General features: G+C 63.6%; 21 protein-coding genes and 1 tRNA gene. 8 read left to right on the top strand and 14 right to left on the bottom strand.

The genetic code is table 11. From position 1 onward, the window contains the following. Positions 1-50: 50 nt before the first annotated feature. The 5 genes from rplA to RI444_RS16140 form a co-directional block, all read right to left on the bottom strand. Positions 51-758: a 50S ribosomal protein L1 gene (rplA, locus tag RI444_RS16120; protein WP_021474783.1), complete on the bottom strand. Its 708-nt coding sequence runs from the start codon at positions 756-758 to the stop codon at positions 51-53. A gap of 226 nt (positions 759-984) precedes the next feature. Beyond that, entirely contained in the window at positions 985-1,413 is a 429-nt protein-coding gene (rplK, locus tag RI444_RS16125) for a 50S ribosomal protein L11 (protein ID WP_021474784.1), read from the bottom strand. A gap of 129 nt (positions 1,414-1,542) precedes the next feature. After that, on the bottom strand, positions 1,543-2,370 hold the full coding sequence (gene nusG, locus RI444_RS16130) for a transcription termination/antitermination protein NusG (RefSeq protein WP_021474785.1): 828 nt from the start codon (positions 2,368-2,370) through the stop codon (positions 1,543-1,545). 110 nt (positions 2,371-2,480) lie between these two features. Continuing rightward, the gene (secE, locus tag RI444_RS16135; RefSeq protein ID WP_031217390.1) at positions 2,481-2,762 is read right to left on the bottom strand and encodes a preprotein translocase subunit SecE; all 282 of its coding nucleotides are present in this window, start codon (positions 2,760-2,762) and stop codon (positions 2,481-2,483) included. Positions 2,763-2,843: 81 nt separating this feature from the next. Beyond that, positions 2,844-2,916, bottom strand: a tRNA-Trp gene (locus tag RI444_RS16140). Positions 2,917-3,168: 252 nt separating this feature from the next. On the opposite strand from RI444_RS16140, the gene RI444_RS16145 reads away from it, so the two are divergent. Continuing rightward, positions 3,169-4,398 carry a pyridoxal phosphate-dependent aminotransferase gene (locus RI444_RS16145; RefSeq protein ID WP_021474787.1) on the top strand — a complete coding sequence of 410 codons (1,230 nt, stop codon included), beginning with the start codon at positions 3,169-3,171 and terminating at the stop codon, positions 4,396-4,398. A gap of 124 nt (positions 4,399-4,522) precedes the next feature. Here the strand turns inward: RI444_RS16145 and RI444_RS16150 are convergent, their stop codons facing one another. Then, a complete protein-coding gene (locus tag RI444_RS16150) occupies positions 4,523-5,194 on the bottom strand; it encodes a LuxR C-terminal-related transcriptional regulator (protein WP_021472392.1) in 672 nt (223 codons plus the stop codon). After that, positions 5,191-6,624: an ATP-binding protein gene (locus tag RI444_RS16155; RefSeq protein WP_207605695.1), complete on the bottom strand. Its 1,434-nt coding sequence runs from the start codon at positions 6,622-6,624 to the stop codon at positions 5,191-5,193. Before RI444_RS16155 ends, RI444_RS16150 begins: the two co-directional genes overlap by 4 nt. Positions 6,625-6,748: 124 nt before the next feature. On the opposite strand from RI444_RS16155, the gene RI444_RS16160 reads away from it, so the two are divergent. From RI444_RS16160 to RI444_RS16180, 5 genes are all read left to right on the top strand, one after another. Further along, positions 6,749-8,266: a PspC domain-containing protein gene (locus RI444_RS16160; protein ID WP_179013468.1), complete on the top strand. Its 1,518-nt coding sequence runs from the start codon at positions 6,749-6,751 to the stop codon at positions 8,264-8,266. 1 nt (position 8,267) lies between these two features. Continuing rightward, a complete protein-coding gene (locus tag RI444_RS16165) occupies positions 8,268-8,657 on the top strand; it encodes a hypothetical protein (RefSeq protein ID WP_062097507.1) in 390 nt (129 codons plus the stop codon). 2 nt (positions 8,658-8,659) lie between these two features. Beyond that, positions 8,660-8,908 (top strand): PspC domain-containing protein, encoded by a 249-nt coding sequence (locus RI444_RS16170; RefSeq protein ID WP_021472388.1) that lies wholly within the window; start codon positions 8,660-8,662, stop codon positions 8,906-8,908. 247 nt (positions 8,909-9,155) lie between these two features. Then, on the top strand, positions 9,156-10,181 hold the full coding sequence (locus RI444_RS16175; RefSeq protein ID WP_021472387.1) for a 6-phosphofructokinase: 1,026 nt from the start codon (positions 9,156-9,158) through the stop codon (positions 10,179-10,181). 17 nt (positions 10,182-10,198) lie between these two features. Continuing rightward, complete coding sequence (locus RI444_RS16180) at positions 10,199-10,948, top strand: GNAT family N-acetyltransferase (protein WP_062097509.1); 750 nt, start codon at positions 10,199-10,201, stop codon at positions 10,946-10,948. Between the two features lie 12 nt (positions 10,949-10,960). On the opposite strand, the gene RI444_RS16185 is transcribed toward RI444_RS16180, so the two are convergent. The 7 genes from RI444_RS16185 to RI444_RS16215 form a co-directional block, all read right to left on the bottom strand. Beyond that, positions 10,961-12,481, bottom strand: a complete 1,521-nt coding sequence (locus RI444_RS16185; RefSeq protein WP_021472385.1) for a DHA2 family efflux MFS transporter permease subunit — start codon at positions 12,479-12,481, stop codon at positions 10,961-10,963. Further along, positions 12,465-13,094: a PadR family transcriptional regulator gene (locus RI444_RS16190; protein ID WP_021472384.1), complete on the bottom strand. Its 630-nt coding sequence runs from the start codon at positions 13,092-13,094 to the stop codon at positions 12,465-12,467. Before RI444_RS16190 ends, RI444_RS16185 begins: the two co-directional genes overlap by 17 nt. A gap of 120 nt (positions 13,095-13,214) precedes the next feature. Beyond that, positions 13,215-13,637 (bottom strand): ankyrin repeat domain-containing protein, encoded by a 423-nt coding sequence (locus RI444_RS16195; protein WP_193593125.1) that lies wholly within the window; start codon positions 13,635-13,637, stop codon positions 13,215-13,217. Then, entirely contained in the window at positions 13,634-14,719 is a 1,086-nt protein-coding gene (locus tag RI444_RS16200) for a YgfZ/GcvT domain-containing protein (RefSeq protein WP_207605694.1), read from the bottom strand. The genes RI444_RS16195 and RI444_RS16200 overlap by 4 nt, the downstream gene beginning before the upstream one ends. A 63-nt stretch (positions 14,720-14,782) precedes the next feature. Next, the gene (locus RI444_RS16205) at positions 14,783-15,505 is read right to left on the bottom strand and encodes a flavodoxin family protein (RefSeq protein ID WP_179013476.1); all 723 of its coding nucleotides are present in this window, start codon (positions 15,503-15,505) and stop codon (positions 14,783-14,785) included. Positions 15,506-15,560: 55 nt separating this feature from the next. Continuing rightward, the gene (locus RI444_RS16210) at positions 15,561-16,160 is read right to left on the bottom strand and encodes an FABP family protein (RefSeq protein WP_021472380.1); all 600 of its coding nucleotides are present in this window, start codon (positions 16,158-16,160) and stop codon (positions 15,561-15,563) included. Positions 16,161-16,326: 166 nt separating this feature from the next. Then, positions 16,327-17,061, bottom strand: coding sequence for a hypothetical protein (locus tag RI444_RS16215; RefSeq protein WP_031216544.1), 735 nt, complete (start codon positions 17,059-17,061; stop codon positions 16,327-16,329). Between the two features lie 261 nt (positions 17,062-17,322). On the opposite strand from RI444_RS16215, the gene RI444_RS16220 reads away from it, so the two are divergent. Beyond that, complete coding sequence (locus tag RI444_RS16220) at positions 17,323-18,021, top strand: winged-helix domain-containing protein (RefSeq protein ID WP_021472377.1); 699 nt, start codon at positions 17,323-17,325, stop codon at positions 18,019-18,021. Positions 18,022-18,247: 226 nt separating this feature from the next. Continuing rightward, positions 18,248-19,219, top strand: coding sequence for a mycothiol synthase (mshD, locus tag RI444_RS16225; protein ID WP_062097515.1), 972 nt, complete (start codon positions 18,248-18,250; stop codon positions 19,217-19,219). The last annotated feature ends 89 nt before the right edge of the window (positions 19,220-19,308 follow it).

Raw genomic sequence — 19,308 nt, forward strand, 5'->3', positions numbered from 1 at the left:
CCGCCCGGCAATGCCGGACGGTCCTTTCAGAGCCGATGCTCGTCGAATGCTTACGCCTCGATGAGAACCTTGGTGACGTTCGGGTCAACGGAGATACCCGGGCCGAACGTGGTGGCAACGGTGGCCTTCTGGATGTAGCGGCCCTTGGAAGCGGACGGCTTCAGGCGAAGAACCTCTTCCAGTGCGGCGGCGTAGTTCTCGGCCAGCTTGGTGGCGTCGAAGGAAACCTTGCCGATGATGAAGTGCAGGTTCGAGTGCTTGTCGACGCGGAAGTCGATCTTGCCACCCTTGATGTCGTTGACAGCCTTGGTGACATCCGGGGTAACCGTGCCGGTCTTCGGGTTCGGCATGAGGTTACGCGGGCCGAGGACCTTACCGAGGCGGCCAACCTTGCCCATGAGGTCAGGGGTGGCAACGGCTGCGTCGAAGTCGGTCCAGCCGCCGGCGATCTTTTCGATCAGGTCATCGGAGCCAACGAAGTCGGCGCCGGCTGCGATTGCTGCCTCAGCCTTGTCACCGGTTGCGAAAACCAGGACACGGGCGGTCTTGCCGGTGCCGTGGGGGAGGTTGACCGTGCCGCGGACCATCTGGTCTGCCTTGCGGGGGTCAACGCCGAGGCGGAAAGCAACCTCAACCGTTGCGTCGAACTTCGACGGGTTGGTTTCCTTTGCCAGGGTGATTGCCTCGAACGGGGCGTAGGCCTTGCCTGCCTCGATCTTGGCTACGGCTGCCTCATATGCTTTGCTGCGCTTTGCCATGCTGCTTGTTTCTCCTTGTGCAGTTGTGGTCTTCGGACCGCGCTGGGCCCTGCCACAGTCGTGGATCCGGCAAAGGATCCTGCGACATTTCTATGTTCGGTTGCCGGTTTCCCGGCGGGTGAAGGCTGTAATTAGCCCTCGACGGTACCTAATGGTCGAAAGTCTCCGGGACTCACTTCCGGCGAGTGCCTCGTTCCTCAGCCCTCACCGTACGTTCATTCCTCGACTATTCGACGGTGATGCCCATGGAGCGGGCAGTGCCGGCGATGATCTTGGCAGCAGCCGCGATGTCGTTGGCGTTGAGGTCTTCCATCTTGGTGGAAGCAATTTCCTCGACCTGTGCCTGGGTCAGCTTGGCAACCTTGACGGTGTGCGGGGTAGCCGAACCCTTGGCGACGCCTGCAGCCTTCTTGATGAGCTCTGCAGCCGGCGGGGTCTTGGTGATGAAGGTGAAGGAGCGGTCTTCGTAGACCGTGATTTCCACCGGAATGACGTTTCCGCGCTGGGATTCCGTAGCAGCGTTGTACGCCTTGCAGAATTCCATGATGTTGACACCGTGCTGGCCAAGCGCAGGACCGATCGGCGGAGCCGGGTTAGCGGCACCTGCCTGGATCTGCAACTTGATGAGGCCGGTGACCTTCTTCTTGGGAGCCAATGTAGGGTCCTTCTCTCAATAGCTTCCTGGGGCACAGGAGCGCGTCCCAGGTTGGTGGCCGCCATGGCAAGGCGACCGGCCGCTACCAAGCCGCTAAGCAGGCGGCCGGGAGCGAAATCTGTGTATCAGCTAGATCTTGGTGACCTGGTTGAATGCAAGCGTAACCGGGGTTTCGCGCTCGAAGATGGAGACCAGCACCACGAGGGTCTGGGACTCGGGCTTGATCTCGGAGATCGTTGCCGGAAGGGTTTCGAACGGGCCCTCCTTGACGATGACGGACTCGCCGACTTCGAAGTCCACGGCCACCGGAGCCTGCTGCTGCTTGTTGACCGGCTTGCCCTTCTCAGCCTGTTCTTCTTCGAAGACCGGGGCAAGCATGGAGAAGACCTCGTCAAGGCGGAGCGGAACCGGGTTGTGGGCGTTACCCACGAAGCCCGTGACACCGGGGGTGTGGCGGACGGCGCCCCAGGAAGCGTCGGTCAGGTCCATGCGGACCAGCACGTATCCGGGAATGCGTACGCGGTTGATGACCTTGCGCTGCGCGTTCTTGATCTCGACGACTTCTTCCATCGGAACCTGGATCTCGAAGATGTAATCTTCCATGTCCAGGGTCTGGATGCGGGTCTCGAGGTTGGCCTTCACGCGGTTCTCGTAGCCTGCGTAGGAGTGGATGACGTACCAGTCACCTTCCTGACGGCGCAGCTTGGCCTTGAATTCCTCGGCCGGATCAGCCGGGGCGGCGGCAGCGGCAGATTCCAAGGAGACGCCCTCTTCCGAATCGTCTTCTTCGTCTACCTCGGAAGTGGACTCGTCGTCCACGTCAGCGTCTTCGGATTCGTCGACGTCGGCAGTTTCGGGCGCAGCGGAATCAACCTCGGACTCGTCTGCGGTTACGGCCGCATTCTCTGCGGTCCCGTCCAGCTCAGTCTCGTTTACCTCGAGCTCCTGCTCAGACACTTGGTCTCCTGCTTCCTCATTGCCTAACATGCCTATTTAAATGGCTCAATTCCGCAAACCCCGCAAAAATCCCTGAAACCAGGGTTTACGCAGTTTGCGGACAGATCCGCTTAGCGGTCCGTGGCGCCTGATCCTCCGAAGACCCAGCTGACTCCGGTACCAAAAGCAAGGTCCAGGAGGGTCACGATGAGCATCATGATGGCGACGAACACCAGCACCACGAGCGTGTAGTTGATCAGTTCTTTGCGGGTTGGAGCAACGACCTTCTTCAGTTCGCCGATAACCTGGCGGACGAAGAGTGCAATTCGGGCAAAAAAGCCGGAATCGGCTTTCTTGGCGGGGCGGCCCTTTGAGCTGCTTGCAGCTGTTTCGGTCACCTGATCCTCACTCACCTTGCAAAGTCGTTAGACCCGGCCCTGATCAGAGCCATGGTTGCTGCGCGTGCTCCGGCGTTTCCGCCGGAACAGCCTGCGCAGGGCAGACAGGACTCGAACCTGCAACCTGCGGTTTTGGAGACCGCTGCGCTACCAATTGCGCCACTACCCTATGGATTGAATCCATGTTTCAGGCCGCACTTCAGCCTGTGGTGCTTTTCAACACCGGTGAACCAGTCTACGCAAGAAATCCGCGATAGTCGAACCGGCTCGATTCGGGGCTCTAGGGCCGTCCGGGCTTGTGACCAGCAACATCAGTCACAAACTCCAGCAGTCCCCCGGGAGCTCCGCAGAACAGCATAAGGTAGTTTACGTCGAATCCCATCATCCAGCCCACGTGCTGCCTGCGAAGAATGGTACTTAGATGTCTGCCGGAACACCTGCCGCCCGCATTTCACAACGAATCTCCGCCATTGCCGAGTCCGCCACCCTTGCCGTTGATGCCAAGGCCAAGGCGTTGAAGGCCGCGGGCCGCCCCGTCATCGGTTTCGGAGCCGGAGAACCCGATTTTCCCACCCCGGACTACATCGTGAAGGCCGCCATTGAAGCTGCCGGCCAGCCGAAGTACCACCGGTACTCCCCCGCTTCCGGACTGCCCGAGCTCAAGAAAGCCATCGCGGACAAGACGCTGCGCGATTCCGGCTACAAAGTCGACCCGTCCCAGGTCCTTGTGACCAACGGCGGCAAGCAGGCTGTCTACAACACGTTTGCCACGCTGGTTGATCCGGGCGACGAGGTCATCATCCCCTCCCCGTTCTGGACCACCTACCCGGAGGCCATCAGGCTCGCCGGCGGCGTCCCGGTAGAGGTCTTCGCAGGACCGGAGCAGGGCTACCTGGTGACTATTGAGCAGCTTGAGGCCGCCGTCACGGACAAGACCAAGATCCTCCTGTTCGTTTCCCCGTCCAACCCCACGGGCGCCGTCTACAGCCCGGAGCAGGTAGCAGAGATCGGCAAGTGGGCCGCCTCCAAGGGCCTCTGGGTTGTCACGGACGAGATCTACGAACACCTCACCTACGACGGCGTGGAATTCACCTCCATCGCCACTGCGGCTCCTGAACTGGGCGACCGCGTGGTCATCCTGAACGGTGTTGCCAAGACCTACGCCATGACCGGATGGCGCGTGGGCTGGATGATCGGCCCCGCCGACGTCATCAAGGCCGCGACCAACCTGCAGTCCCATGCCACGTCCAACGTCAGCAACATCATGCAGGTGGCCGCAGCCGCGGCACTTACCGGCCCCTTGACCGCCGTCGACGAGATGAAGGTTGCCTTCGACCGCCGCCGCAAGGCGATTGTGGCCGGCCTGAACGCGATTGAGGGCGTTGAATGCCCGACGCCGACCGGCGCGTTCTACGTCTACGCAGACGTCCGCGGGCTGCTGGGTAAGGAATTTGACACGGCCAACGGCCCCGTGCGTCCCTCGACGTCCGCGGAACTGGCCGCGCTGATCCTCGACGAGGTTGAGGTCGCAGTGGTTCCCGGTGAGGCCTTCGGCCCCTCGGGTTACGTCCGGTTGTCCTACGCGCTCGGTGACGACGACCTCGCCGAAGGCGTCCGCCGGCTCCAGGAGTTCCTCGGCAAGGCCAAGTAACCCCGCCCCTGAACTGAAACGCTCTTCCACCGCTGATGGTGGAAGAGCGTTTCAGTTTAAGGCGTGGGATGTGGAAGATGGTTGGGGAAACACGGGTGGGATGTGGGAGAGCGTTGGGGAGGGGTTAGAGGAGGCGGCGTTCGGCAGCCCACTTGGTGAGCTCGTGGCGGTTTGACAGCTGGAGCTTGCGGAGGACCGCGGAGACATGGGTTTCCACCGTCTTGATGGAGATGAAGAGCTCCTTGGCCACCTCTTTGTAGCTGTATCCCCGGGCGATGAGCCGCATGACTTCGAGCTCGCGGGCGGAGAGCTTGTCCAGTTCGTCGTCGGCAATGTCGGCCGGCGCAGTTCCAAAGGCATCAAGGACAAACCCGGCCAGCCGCGGCGAGAAGACGGCGTCGCCATCGGCAACCCTGATGACGGCGTCGGAGATCTCGGCACCGGAGATGGTTTTGGTAACGTACCCGCGGGCGCCCGCGCGGATCACGGCCACCACGTCCTCGGCGGCGTCGGAAACGCTCAGGGCCAGGAAGCTCGTCGTCTTGAGGAGCGCAGCCGAACCCGCAATGACCTCCCTGCCTCCACCGCCCAAGCCCCCTGGCAGGTGGACGTCCAGCAGCACCACTTCGGGGCGGGTTTCGGCAATCACGGCGATGGCTTGTTCAACCGTGCCGGCCTCCCCCACAACGTCCATGCGCTCGTCCAGGTCAGCTTTGAGACCTGAGCGGAAAATGGTGTGGTCGTCCACGATCACCACGCGCACGCTCCGCGCGCCGGGCTGGGCAGGGCTGTTCATTGCCGGACTTCTCCGTTCCTTGGTTCGTTGTTCTCCGCCTCCATGGCGGGCAGCGCCAACCGGACTTCCGTTCCGTTGCCGCTGCTGATGATGGCCGCTGTGCCGCCGTGCCTCTTCATGCGCCCGATGATGGACTCCTTGACGCCCATGCGGTCCTCGGGCACGGCGTCGGGATCGAATCCCGGCCCCCGGTCCTTAATGAAGACCTCGGTGTTTCCCGCAGTGCATTCAAGGTAGACAGACACTGTGCTTCCGCCGTGGCGGGACGCGTTCAACATGGCCTCACGGGCAGCTTGGACCAGTGCCTCGTGCCGCTCGGTCATCTCCGTATCGCCTACGGTCACCACTTCCACGGGATTGCCCAGAGCGTCTTCCACCTCCGCCGCAACGGCCTTGACCCGCTCTGCGAGCAGCCCGGCTTCCTTGGTGGAATCGCTGAACAGCCAACTACGCAGTTCACGTTCCTGTGCCCGGGCCAGCCGGACAACGTCCTGCTCCGAACCCGCCCGGCGTTGGATGAGCGCCAAGGTTTGCAGGACGGAATCGTGGAGGTGCGCGGCGATTTCGGCACGTTCAGTTTCGCGGACACGCCCGGCGCGTTCGGCTTCGAGGTCCTTCCAGAACTTCAAACCCCACGGCAGCAGGACCAACACGACTCCCCCAAGGACCGCCACGGAGGCAAGCAGGGCAAGCCACGTCTGCTCCCACGACCCCGAGCCAGAGACCATCACCAGGACCCCTGCCACCACCAGCGCGAGCCCGGCCGCGAGGCGAACCCATCCGCCTGCCTGATCGGCTTTCGTCTTGTCCACCAGTCCGGCCCGGCGGGTCTCATCCAGCTGCATCCACGCGATGGAAGCACCGCCAAGGATTGCTGCGGCCGGGATCAGGGTTCCCAGCGGCACGTCCACGCCCAGTTGTTGGGCAATCAGGATGGCGGCCACCAGCAGCAGCCCTACTCCAAGAAGGATCTCCTTGCCGTACTGGATCTTCCGGAACGTGAACCACGGCGCCACGGGACTTGCACCGACGCTTCCCCAGTCCCCGGACGGCGCGGTTGTCCCATCGGCACCGGAGGGGGCATCACCGGAGGCTCCGGCGACGTTGCCGGGGGCGCCTGTCCCACGCCCGGTGAGGGACCCGGCGTCGTAGTTTGTGGCGGGACCGGCGGACGGGCGGCTCACCGCGGGAGCGATGGGCGACGCCGGCCGCTTGGCGTTGCGCCGGGCGTTCTCATCCGCCGTGGGAACCATGATCCACAACCACGCGTAGAAGGCCATGCCCGCACCGCCGGCGAAGCTGGCGAGGACCATGGCCAGCCGGACATACTTCACCGGCCAGCCCAAGTGTCCGGCGAGTCCGCTGCAGACTCCCGCGATCATGCGGTCGCTGCTGCGGACCAGCGCGGGGCGTTCCAAAGCGGTATCCATGTATCAATCCAAACACGGATCGGGGCTCTCAGGCCCGTAACGGCGGCGCTTCGGGGGTCCCTCAGGGATCATTCAGGGTATCCCCCAATAGAGGACGGAACGGGCCAGGCGGCAGGATCGAAGTATGAACGCGAACAGCATGAATCCCGAGGATTCCGGAACCCCTGCCGATGCCGGGCGTCCGGGCAACAACGCCCCCGGCGGTGCCGCCGGATCCGGCCCGGCCGAGGAGCCTTCCGCACGCCCGTACCCCACGGGCAACGCCGGTCCCGGTAGCTGGACTTCCCAGCAGAACTTCTTTGACTGGATCCGCAACCAAGGCATCCGCCGCGGCCCGGACCGCTGGATCGGCGGCGTCGCAAGCGGAGTGGCGCACCGGTTCGGCATCGATCCCTTGATTGTCCGGGGCATCTTCATTGTCCTGGCGCTCTTCGCCGGAGTGGGCGTCCTGCTCTACGGCCTTGCGTGGGCGCTGCTGCCGGAACCTGATGGCCGTATCCACGTGCAGGAAGCGGCTGCCGGCCGATGGTCCGGCGGCATGACCGGCGCACTGGCAACCTCGATCATCGGCCTGCCGAGCCTGGGACGCGGCTTTTGGGGCTGGGGTTGGGACGGACTTCCGGGTCTTTTCTGGACGCTGTTCTGGGTGGGCGGCATCGCGTACCTCATCTATTACCTGGTCCAGCGCAACAACAGCCAGAAAGGCGAATCTCCCATGAACCGGCAAAACTTCGGCGCACCCGCGGCCCCGGCGGCCGGCACCGCAACCCCGGCGTCGACGGGTGGGCCCGCAGGCAGCACCTACGGTGCTTCTTCTTCCCAGGCGCCCGCCGGAGCCAACACGGGTGTACCGGTGTACGGACCGGGCAGCTCATCGACGCCGGTGGGCCCCTACAGTCCGTCGGGCCCCCGTCCTCCCCGCGGCTCCGGCGCCTACGGGCAGCCACCCTATGGTCAGCCGCCCTATGGCTCGGGGCAGGTACAGCCGCCCAAGCCCCCTCGGCAGAAGGCCAAGGGACCAGGTGCCGCAATCGTGGCAGTCAGTGCCGGAACGGCCCTCCTGGCCGGCGGAACCTTGAAGGCCCTGGACGTCGCCAACGTCATCAACCTGGGTAACGCAGCGGACTCCGTGGTGTGGGCCGTGGGTGCGGCCATCCTCGGCCTGGGCATTTTGGTGGCTGGCTTGCGCGGACGGACATCAGGTTTTCTGGGATTCCTGGCCGTCGTGGCCTTGGTGGTCGGCGGTATTTTCAACGTCATCCCGCGCAATGGAGACCGCATTGGCTTCCAAGAGGTCAATTGGGCTCCGGTCAGCATTGACCAGGCCCGGCAGGGGCTGAACATCACTGCCGCGAACGGCACCGTGGACCTGAGTGACATGAACCTGACGCCGCCGCTCACCACGGAAGTCACTGTCCCGGTGGATGCAACCGCCAGCAACATCACCGTCATCATTCCGGACAACGTTCCGGTGGAAGTCCGGGCGGATATGACGTTCGGGAACCTCAACGAGCGCGGCGCCGACCGCGGCGGGCGGTTCGAGGACGACCGCTCGACGTACAACACGGACAAACCCGGAGCGAACCTCGTGGTGGAGATCGATGGCACGTTCAGCAACGTGACCATCAAGGAAGGAAACTGACATGAGCACCAACCAACCAGGTGACGCCCGCCCCGCCGGGCCGCTCCCCAAAGAGGCTCTCCCCCAGGAAACACGTCCCACCGAGCCGATCGCGCGGCCCCGGTTGGAGGAGATTCCGCTGACGCCGCATTTGGAGCCCACCTACCGGATTGAACAGAACGACGACGAACCCAAGCAAGCGCGCATCGGCACCGTGGTGTGGGGGTTGATTGTGATCGCCCTGGCCGCCCTGCTCCTGGTTTCCACCATGGGCTGGATCGTCCTGGACGGAACCTACGTGTTGATCGGCCTGATGATCGGGGCCGGCGCCGCGCTGGTAGTCGGCGGCCTCGTGGCTGCCGGACGGGGGTCGAAGCAAGTGACAAAGCAGCACCAACAAGGAAGGCTGTAACCATGGACAAGTTCTTCAGCATCGTCAGGGGCTTCGGCCTGAAGCGCGGCCCGCAGCGTTGGTTGGCCGGCGTCTGTGGAGGCATCGCAGCGAAGCTCAATGTGGACGTAGCGTACGTCCGGGTGGGATTCCTGTTGTTCTGTCTCTTGCCCGGACCGGCCATCATTTTCTACATCCTCGCGTGGCTGATCCTTCCGGACCAACAGAACCGGATCGCGCTGGAATCGTTCATCAGCCAGCGTTCCCGGTAGTACCCCGGCCAGCCGGCCGGGACAAAGACGGAAAGCGCACTTAGCGGGCTCCGCAACACCTCATTGAATACGAAGAATCGTCCTGCCGGATGCGGGGCGATTCATCGTGTTTTCGGGAGTGTTTCCAATACCGCACGCCGTGAGTGGAATGTAACCGTTTGTGTCCCACCCCACATCCACGACTACAATCGTGGGGAGCTCAGCGTGGCGCTCGGCAAGTATTCCTCCAAGCCATGAGTGAGCAAACATGAAAATTGGCATTCTTACCAGCGGCGGCGACTGCCCCGGCCTCAACGCAGTGATCCGTGGAGCGGTCCTCAAAGGCATCGCAATCCACGGCCAGGAGTTCGTGGGCTTCCGGGACGGCTGGCGTGGTGTGGTGGAAGGTGACGTCATTGACATCCCCCGCACCATGGTCCGCGGTATCGCCAAGCAGGGCGGCACCATCCTGGGCACTTCCCGCACCAACCCCTTCGAGAACGGCGGCGGTCCGGAGGTCATCAAGGCCCACATGGAACGGCTGGGCATCGATGCCATCATCGCGATCGGCGGCGAGGGCACCCTGGCAGCAGCCAAACGCCTCACTGACGCCGGTTTGAAGATCGTCGGCGTCCCGAAGACCGTGGATAACGATCTCGACGCGACGGACTACACCTTTGGTTTCGACACTGCCGTGGAAATCGCCACGGAGGCGATCGACCGCCTGCGCACCACGGGTGAATCCCACCACCGCTGCATGATTGCGGAAGTGATGGGCCGCCACGTTGGCTGGATTGCCCTCCACTCCGGCATGGCGTCCGGCGCCCACGCCATCCTTATCCCCGAACAGAAGGTGAGCATCGAACAGATCGCCGAGTGGGTCCAACTGGCCCATGACCGCGGTCGCGCACCTTTGGTGGTGGTGGCGGAAGGGTTCGTGCCCGATCACATGGAATCCCCGCACTCCGAACGCGGCCTGGATACCTTTGGCCGTCCCCGGCTGGGAGGCATCGCGGACCAGCTGGCACCCGAGCTCGAGGCGCGCACGGGCATCGAGACCCGTGCGACCATCCTCGGCCACATCCAGCGCGGCGGCGTTCCCACCGCTTATGACCGCGTCCTCGCCACGCGCCTGGGCATGGCAGCGATCGACTCCGTGGTGGACGGCCGCTGGGGAACCATGGTTGCGCTCAAGGGCACGGACATCTCCCATGTTGGTTTTGAGGAAGCCCTCGGCAAGCTCAAGACCGTGCCGCAGCACCGCTACGACGAAGCGTCAGTGTTGTTTGGTTAGTCGGCTAGGCTGAACCCATGACCCTTGAGCCCACGTCCGCTGCCATTATCCAGCTGGCGTGGGCTCGCCATTTGGGGCTTGGTGACCACTCCTTTGCGGACGCCTCAGCCCGCGTCGCAGCAGCCTCCGCGGATCCCGGCGATCCCGCGTACAGGATTTCCAAGGCGGACGAATCGGCACGATCCGTGGTTTTCCTGCGCTTGTTCGGCGTATCGGCCCTGGTAGGGCCGCAATGGGCGCTCGACGCGGCGGCGGACATTCCCGACGTCGACCTCGCCCAGCACGTCACCCTGCTGACCCTGACGCGCTCCCACGGAGGACACGGTTTGGGTTCCTCCGCCCTCTTTTTCGCCGACGACCTTCCCTTGAAACAACCGGGCGAGGACGTGACCGTTTCCCGGGGCAATCCGGAAGCGATCGGACTGGAACAGCTGTGTCCTCCCGATGACGTCAACGAGGTAGGGCTGCAGACCTTGGAACACCGATTCACCATCATGCACCCGGATGCGGAAAGCCCGGTGCCTTTGGCGTGCGGAGCCTATTCCGAATGGGAAGGGCTCCTTGCCAATATGGGTGTTTTGGTTGCCCCTGAATGGCGGCGCCGGGGCCTCGGTACGCTTGCTGCCTCGATTGCCGCGCACGAGGCCCTGGCCGCCGGCCTGACGCTCCAGTGGAAGGCGGATGTCAGCAACAGCGGCGCGCTTGCCATGGCACGCAGCATCGGCTTTACCACCGGCGGGCTCCACGCGGGCGTCCTGCTCGCGTAGGGCCCTGCCCGTTTACTTGCTGGACCGCTCCGCAGCCTGCCCCTCAGGGACCGGTGCTCCCCCGCCCCAGCCGTCCACCGATTTCGGCTTGGCATAGAAGGCAGCCAACACTGCTCCCACCAGGACGGCGATTGCCGGCAACAGCGTCGACTGGCTCATCGCCGTCGAGAATCCTGCATGCAGGGCCTCCGGAAGTGCCCCGGACATGGATGCCTCATTGACCGGTGCCCCCGCCCCGCTGGACGGCAGCTCTGCAGCAAGGCGCGCCTGGATCAGCGCCGCGACGGCGGCCGACCCCAGGACCGCACCGATCTGGCGGGTGGTATTGAAGACGCCGGAACCCGCTCCCGCCTGGCGCGGCGGAAGGTTACGGGTGGTGGCATTGGAGATCGGCCCCCACATGAAGGCGTTCGCTACACCCTGCAAGGCGCTGGGAAGCAGGAAGACCCAGATCGGAGTGTCCGGTGTCAGCAAGGCAGCGGTCCAGAAAAGTGCGGCGGACAGGCAGACCAAGCCGAACACGGCGAACCAGCGGGGATTGGCACGGTCGATCAGCTTTCCCACGAACGGCGCGAGCCCACCCGAAATAACAGCCATCGGGATCATCAGGAGGGCCGACTGCGTTGGCGTCAGCCCACGGACCACCTGGTAGTAGAAGATGGTGGGCAGGGGAAACGCGGTAACCGTGAAGCCGACGGCCATGATGGTGCTGTTTCCAAGGGAGAAGTTCCGGTCGCGGAACAGGCCCAGGGGCAGCAACGGTTCACCGCCGCGACGTTCAAGTATCTGTTGCCAGACGACGAACAGCGCCAGCACCACCACACCGGCAATGATCAGGCCCCAGACACTGACGACGCCGTTGATGGTGCCCCAATCGTAGGTTTGGCCTTCCTGGATGCCAAAGACGAGCAGGAACATGCCGGCCGCGGACAACACCACGCCCGGGATATCGAACTTGTGGGTGTGGGTGGTCAGCGTCGGGACGAAGCGGGTGACCAGGATGAAGGCAACGACGCCGATGGGCACGTTGACAAAGAAGATCCACTCCCAGCCGAGGCCGTCCACCAGGACGCCGCCGAGGATCGGTCCCACCAACACGGCCATGCCCGCGGTGGCTCCCCACAGTCCCATGGCCGCGCCGCGGCGGTCAGGCGGGAAGATCCGGGTGATGACGGCCATGGTCTGCGGCGTCATCATGGCAGCGCCCAGTCCCTGGACGGCGCGGGCGGCGATGAGCATGCCGATGTCCTGCGAGAATCCGCACCACAGCGATGCCAGGGTGAAGACAACCAGACCTATCAGGTACAGGTTCTTTGGACCGAAGCGGTCACCCATCCTGCCGGTGATCAGCAACGGCACTGCATAGGCCAGGAGGTAGGCGCTGGTTACCCAGATGACCGCATTGATGTCAGTATTGAGGCCCTCCATGATCCGGGGGTTGGCGACCGACACGATGGTGGTGTCGATCAGGATCATGAAGAATCCCACCACGAGTGACCACAGGGCCGGCCACGGCTTAGCTACGTTTTCCAAGGGATTCCTTTGGTTTGTTGGAAAGTTCGGACGGGGTTGCTTGGGGGTCGTCCCAAGGCAGCTCACCACTGCGCAACTCCCGTAGGAGCCCGTGGATCCACGAGATCTCCGTTCGAAGCATTTGTTGTTGATACATGACATCGATCCAGTACTTGCGATCGAGGCCTTTGGCTGTGACAACCCGCTCAGCATGCAGGAGGAAATCCAGGCCGGCCTGGAGCGCGTCCACCCGCTGGCCAAGAAGTTCGATGACGGCCTCGGCGGGGAGGTGGTGCGCCTCGGCAATGGCGTGCGGAAAGACCGGGTATTCGTTGACGGGTTTCGCCAGCATCTCCCGGAGGCGCACATCGAGCGCCTCGTGCCCGGCCGCCGAGATCCTGTAAGTAGTCCGCTCAGGGCGGTTCCCCTCGCGGTCGGTCCCGACGGCCTCCACCAAACCGGCCTCCTCCAAGCGCCGGACAGCGTGATAGAGCGTGCCGGGGCGCACCTTCACCAGCCGGTCCTCATGGCGGGCCATCAACACCTGGTACATCTCATAGGGGTGCATGGGCCCCTCGGCGAGCAACGCCAGGGACGCGACGCCCAGCGCTGTCAGTTTCCCGGACTGGACCATCGTGACGCCCTCCTTTGAATACGCCTGTGCCAATACTCCATGGCAATTATTCCACGTGGAGTATTGCGCTACCAAAAAACCCTGTTGCTTGGGGCAACAGGGTTATCGGTCGATCAGGCCCTAGCCCAGAAGCTCCAGAATCTCCGTCCGGGCAAACATCTTGGCCGCGTCCCGGGCACTCGGCGTTCCGGAGTCCGGGTCCGCTCCAGCGTCAAGCAGGGCCCGGGCAACGCCGGTATAGCCCTTGAAGACAGCTCCGGCGAGCGGGGTCTGGCCACGGTCGTTGGCCGAATTGACGTCTGCGCCGTGGTGAACCAGGAGTTGAACCGTCTCCTCGTGCCCGTGATAGGCCGCAAGCATCAGCAAGGAGTCTCCGGCGGCATTGGTCAGGGTTGCAGGAGCACCAGCATCGAGATAGCCGCGCAGCAACGCGGAATTTCCTTCCCGGGCTGCGTCGAAAAGCGTGTGTGCCAGTGCCACTGCTTCATCGTCGGCCTCGCTGGAGGGCTGGGCTGCGGCGTCGTGGCCGGTGGGCTGGGTCATCTGTGGGGTCCCTTCAGGAATCCGGTCTGGCGCCCGACTACCTGTCCGGCGTCGGGGGCGACGATCACTTCCTGGGCCGCGACGTACGGCTCGTCGCCATCCATCACCGTCAACGGTTCGCTTGCCGAAACCGAGCGCTTGATCACTGCCAGCGCTACGGGGCCCATTTCGAAGTGCTGCGCCACCGATGTCAGCGTACCCACCTTGCGGTCACCGGCAAATACAACACTGCCGACGGCAGGAAGGGTGTGCTGCGAACCGTCCAACTGAAGGAAGACGAGGCGCCGCGGCGGGTGGCCAAGGTTGTGGACCCGCGCAATGGTTTCCTGGCCCTTGTAGCAGCCCTTGTTCAAGTGGACCGAAGTACGGATCAGGTCCAGTTCGTGGGGAATCGTCTTGTCATCCGTCTCCGCCCCGAGGCGTGGACGCCACGCCGCGATGCGCAGCGCATTTGCAGCCATGGCGCCAGCCAAAGGCAGGCCCTCCACGGCGGACTCGAGTTCGGCGGCCGGGACAAGATATTCGAACCACGGACGTTCCAGGCCGGGATGCGACTCCTCCGGGACCAGGCTGTACGAGTAGCCGCCCGGGCCCACGTGCGGCCAGGGGTCCTCCCATACCAACCGCCCGGACAGCCGCTCCACCGGCTTGGTGGAGCCGATCACCGCCCATTGCTCCGAAACATCGGCGATTTCCACGCGAAGCATGAACTTCATCTTGTTCAGCCACTCCGCCAACGGGGCGGCCTCGGCCGTTTCGACGATCAGCCAGGTGGTGCCGCCGTCGTCGATAACCCGCGCATCGAATTCGATGCGCCCTTGGACGCTCAGCAGGAGGAGTTCACTGGCAACCTGCGGTTGCAAATTGGTCAACTGTTGCGAAGACAAAGTGTTGAGCCAGCTCAGCCGATCGGGTCCGGTCACGGTCACCACACCGCGGTGGGAAAGATCGACGACGGCGGTACCGTTTGCCAGGGCGCGCTGCTCGCGCAACGGCTCGCCATAATGGGCCGCGACGCCGGCATCCAGTCCGGTATCCCCGACGGCTCCAGGGCGCGACAGCAGAGGGCTCTTGTATGTCATATGAAGTAGAAGTCCTTCAGGTTCGGGGGTATTCCCCACGGACGTTGGCACAGGGTATGCCGGTCATCGATATTCGGGGTTCTCGAAGTCAAAGCGGGTGCCGGCCTTCCACTCTTCCGGAAGATTGCCATAGGCAGGAATACCTCCGGCGTCCCTCAACAGTTTGGCCATGTGGAGTAGGTTCCACGTCATGAAGGTGGTGTTCCTGTTGGTGAAATCACTCTCCGGCCCGCCGGACCCTTCATCCAGATAGCTGGGCCCCGGCCCCACCGGTCCGATCCAGCCCGCGTCAGCTTGCGGCGGGATGGTAAAGCCGATGTGTTGGAGGCTGTACAGGACGTTCATGGAGCAATGCTTGATGCCGTCCTCGTTGCCGGTAATGAGGCAGCCGCCCACCTTGGGGTAGAACGCCCACTGTCCCTTGCCGTTGAGCTGGCCCGAGTGTGCGTAGAGCCGCTCGATCAGCTTCTTGGTCTGGGACGAGTTGTCGCCAAGCCAGATGGGGCCCGCCACCACGACGATGTCTGCCTCGGCGACCGCCGGATAGATCTCCGGCCATTCGTCGTGCTCCCACCCGTGTTCGCGCATGTCCGGGTAGACACCGCTGGCGATGTCGTGGTCCACGATGCGGATGAGCTGCGTGGCAACGCCCTGCTTCTCCATGATGTCCCGGCTGATCCGGATCAGGCCGTCGGTATTGCTGACCTGCGGTGAGGGCTTCAAGGTTCCGTTGAAGAACACGGCTTTGAGGCCCTCATAGCCACCGGGCTTGAGGCTGCTGTTCACTAACTGCTCCTTTTGCTTGTGCTGATGGAACGTTCAGTGAAGGCTCGCGCCGGGGTCAGGACACCTTATGGAGGAATGCCGAGGCGTGGGCTTCAAGGGCTTTTCCGTTGGCAGCTACATCCCAGCGCCAGAGGAGGTTGCCGTCAACGAGGCCGAAGATGCGGGTTGCCGCCGTGTATTCCTTGGAGTGGCCGCCGCGCATCACCATGTCCGTGGTGAGCTGGATCTGCGGCCCTTTGATTTGGCCGTAGTACAACTCGGTAATTCCACCTGGGTGCGAAATGGAGACGGCGAGATCGAACCCGCCGTCCTTGTTGCGGCGTTCTTCAACATCGTCAGCGGTCTTGAGCACGGGCACGATGTCCGCGGGAATCAGCCCGGGACCGCCGTCGCCTTCCTGGAGTTTGCGCTCCAAAGCCCAGAAGCCGGTCTCCACGGTCAGCGGGCGCAACTTTGCGCCGGCGTCATCGCTGATCCAGCTCTCAGCCCGGTACTGCAGGTAGGGCAGCCCGTTGTGGGTGAAGGATACGTGCTGGACGAAATGCTCCGAGTCCTCGTCCCCGGTGCCAAGGCGGCCGCGTCCTTCCCACTCGCCAATGAGCCAGGAAAGGGGAACAAGTTCAGGGGTCAGGTCGGTCGGGATCTCAATAGGCACAACGACTACCTCAGTTGGACTGCAGGGAGGGACAGGCTACTTCTGGCCCTTGAAAAGACGGTAAACGACGAAACCAGCGAACCAGGCCATGGCGATGCTGGCAATGCCGAGGAGGACAAGGAAGAAGATTTCAAATGCGAGAACAGACATGATGCCATCCTAACCGTTAGTAGATGAGTAGTTTGTCTATGAAGTACGCCAGGGTTCCGATCGCCCACACGGGCGCAACGCCCATGCCCAGCGCCGCCGGCAGAGTCAGGCGTCCGCGCCGCAACGTGACCATTCGCCGGAAGCAGACCAGCACCGAGCCCGTCGCCACGCCCACCAAAGCAGCAGGAAGAACCGCGATATCCGAGAAAACCAGGCCGGCCAGGGGCGCCATGAGTCCGGCCATGACGATGCCCAGGGGTGCGACGATGCGGTCCGGCCACCTGATGATCCCCACCAGCAACGCCACGGCGGCGGAGAGCCCGGCCACGAGGACCATCTCTTTGACGCCGTTGAACCTTGCTCCGGCGATCCACCCCGCACCAAGGCAGTTGAGCAACACACCCGCGCTGCAGCCCAGGGTGGACTCAAGGCGTTGGGCCTGCCCTGTCCCCCTGACGAGCTGGATGATGAAAACCGCCATGACGCCCAACGCGATGAAAGCCGGTGTGCCGTCAAGGAAACCCGGGGCGGGAAGGTAGGCCGCGGTGACGGCCGAGCCTGCACCGGCCAGGCCGATGACCGCCGCCAGCGTTTTCTTGGCGGGCACGGCCAGGAAATGCGGCCAGCCGAACCCCACAACGGCCGATGCGGCGACGCCGACGCCCACCATGGCTTCCCGGGATACGAAGGTGCTGGCCACGATGGCTGCGAGCGCCACGAGTCCGAATACCCCGATGCTCCAAGACTTCACTGTGTGCCCGACCTCAATTCGATGCGTCTTACGACCTCTCGACAATCCTGCCTTATGGCGGCCCTATATGTCGTAATTCCCGCTTCCGGCCGTCACGAATCCCTGACTGGAAAGGCGCCGGTGGGTATACTCAGACTTCAACGGCGCACTGATTTGCCCTGACCCCGTTACAACGGCCAGGGGCGGTCTTGCCGCCGTGACCGGCCGGTGAAACTCCGGTTTCGACGCCCGATGATGCGCGCACAGCCCATTGGAGGAACTATGTCGCACATCCTGCTCCTGACGAACAGCACCGGATCTTCGGTGGACATCCTACCTGCCTTGGAGTTGCTGAACCACCGCGTGCACATCCTCCCGGCAGAACCTACAGCCTTGTTGGAGACGGACCCCACGGACATCGTGTTCCTCGACGCCCGCAAGGACCTTGTGGGCGCACGTTCCCTGACCCAGTTGCTGAAGGCAACCGGACTGAGCGCTCCCCTGATGCTGATCCTCACGGAGGGCGGCATGGCTGCCGTGTCCTCGGCATGGTCGGTGGATGACATCGTCCTGGATTCTGCCGGCCCGGCCGAGGTGGAGGCCCGTATCCGCTTGGCCATGGCGCGCGCTGTACCGGGCGAAGAGGAAACCCAAACGGAGATCCGCGCAGCCGGCGTCGTCATTGATGAAGCGAGTTACACGGCCCGCGTAGGCGGCCAGCCACTGAACCTGACCTTCAAGGAATTCGAACTCCTCAAGTACCTGGCGCAGCACCCGGGACGCGTTTTTACCCGCCAGCAGCTGCTGACCGAGGTCTGGGGTTACGACTACTACGGCGGAACGCGGACCGTGGACGTCCACATCCGTCGTCTCCGGGCGAAATTGGGAGTGGACCACGAGAACCTCATCAGCACGGTCCGCAACGTGGGCTACCGGTTGACCCTGGTGCGGCTTCCGGATGACGAGCTGTCGGAAGCGTAGGGCTCCAGGAAACATAAATGCATAGCAGAGAGGGCCGGGAATCAGCTGATTCCCGGCCCTCTCTGTGTGCTGTTGTGGAGGACATACGGGTCGAACGTATCGAAGCCACCCCACTGGTGGATCCCCCTCGTATCCGGCTTTCAAAGCCGAACGAGTTACCTAAGCTACCCCCGATTGGCGGACACTTCAAATCGCACGGTCCCGCCTTGGCGTATAGCCTTGCATCATGAGTCACGCGCACCCTGAGAACTGGCCTGTACTGTTCGTTGACGGCGCTTTGGATGCCGAGCTGTTTAAGGATTTCAGCACCTTGGGTGCTGCTGCTGCCGAGTCGGATGGAAATCCGCCGCTCTCCGAACAGACGCTGGTGACACTGCGCGGCTCCGACGGCGGTGTACACCGGGTGCTGTCCCTGGCGCTCTACGCCCCCGACGAGGACTCGGACCCTGCCACCGCCGAAGACCTGGCCGGGATCGCCGTCGTCATTGAATCGCCGGACGGTACCGGAGTGCTGGAACTGGCCGTCCACCCTAGCTACCGCAACCGCGGCGTCGCGGGACGGTTGTTGGCTGCCTTGCAGGAGAAGCGTGGATTCGACGGGTTGACGGCTTGGTCGCATGGCAACCATGAGGCCGCTGCCGAACTTGCCTCCCGGTTTGGCTACGGTCCGGTCCGCGAACTGCGGAAGATGCGCTTGATGTCATCTTCGTCTTCGCTGCCCGACGCCGCCCTGCCGCCCGGCGTCACCCTGCGCGCCTTTGTGCCGGGCCAGGACGAGCAAGCCTGGCTGGCCGCCAACCGGGCCGCCTTCGCCCACCACCCGGAGCAGGGCTCCATGACCCTGGCGGATCTGAAGGCCAGGGAGGAAGAGGCCTGGTTCGATCCCGAAGGCTTCCTCCTGGCGGTCGACGCCGACGGCACGTTGCTGGGTTACCACTGGACCAAGGTGCACCCGAAGCAAGGTCCCCATCCGGCCATCGGCGAAGTGTACGTGGTGGGGGTGACGCCGGACGCGCAGGGTTCGGGCTTGGGCAAGGCCCTGACCGTAGCCGGCATCCGGCACCTGCAGGAGAAGGGCCTCCACGCTGTCATGCTGTACGTCGACGCTGACAATGAGGCCGCTGTGGCCCTCTACCGGAAACTTGGCTTCGTCCGGTGGGACACCGACGTCATGTACGGGCCTTTGCCCGGTAATTAGCCTGTGCGGTCCGGACACGGGACCGGGCATGGACATCTTGGAATCGGGTCGCCCAATTGCTTGTAATGTGGGAGGAAACCCAGTCCTGA

The sequence above is a fragment of the Paenarthrobacter sp. AT5 genome (genome assembly GCF_032764245.1).
Classification (GTDB): domain Bacteria; phylum Actinomycetota; class Actinomycetes; order Actinomycetales; family Micrococcaceae; genus Arthrobacter; species Arthrobacter ureafaciens.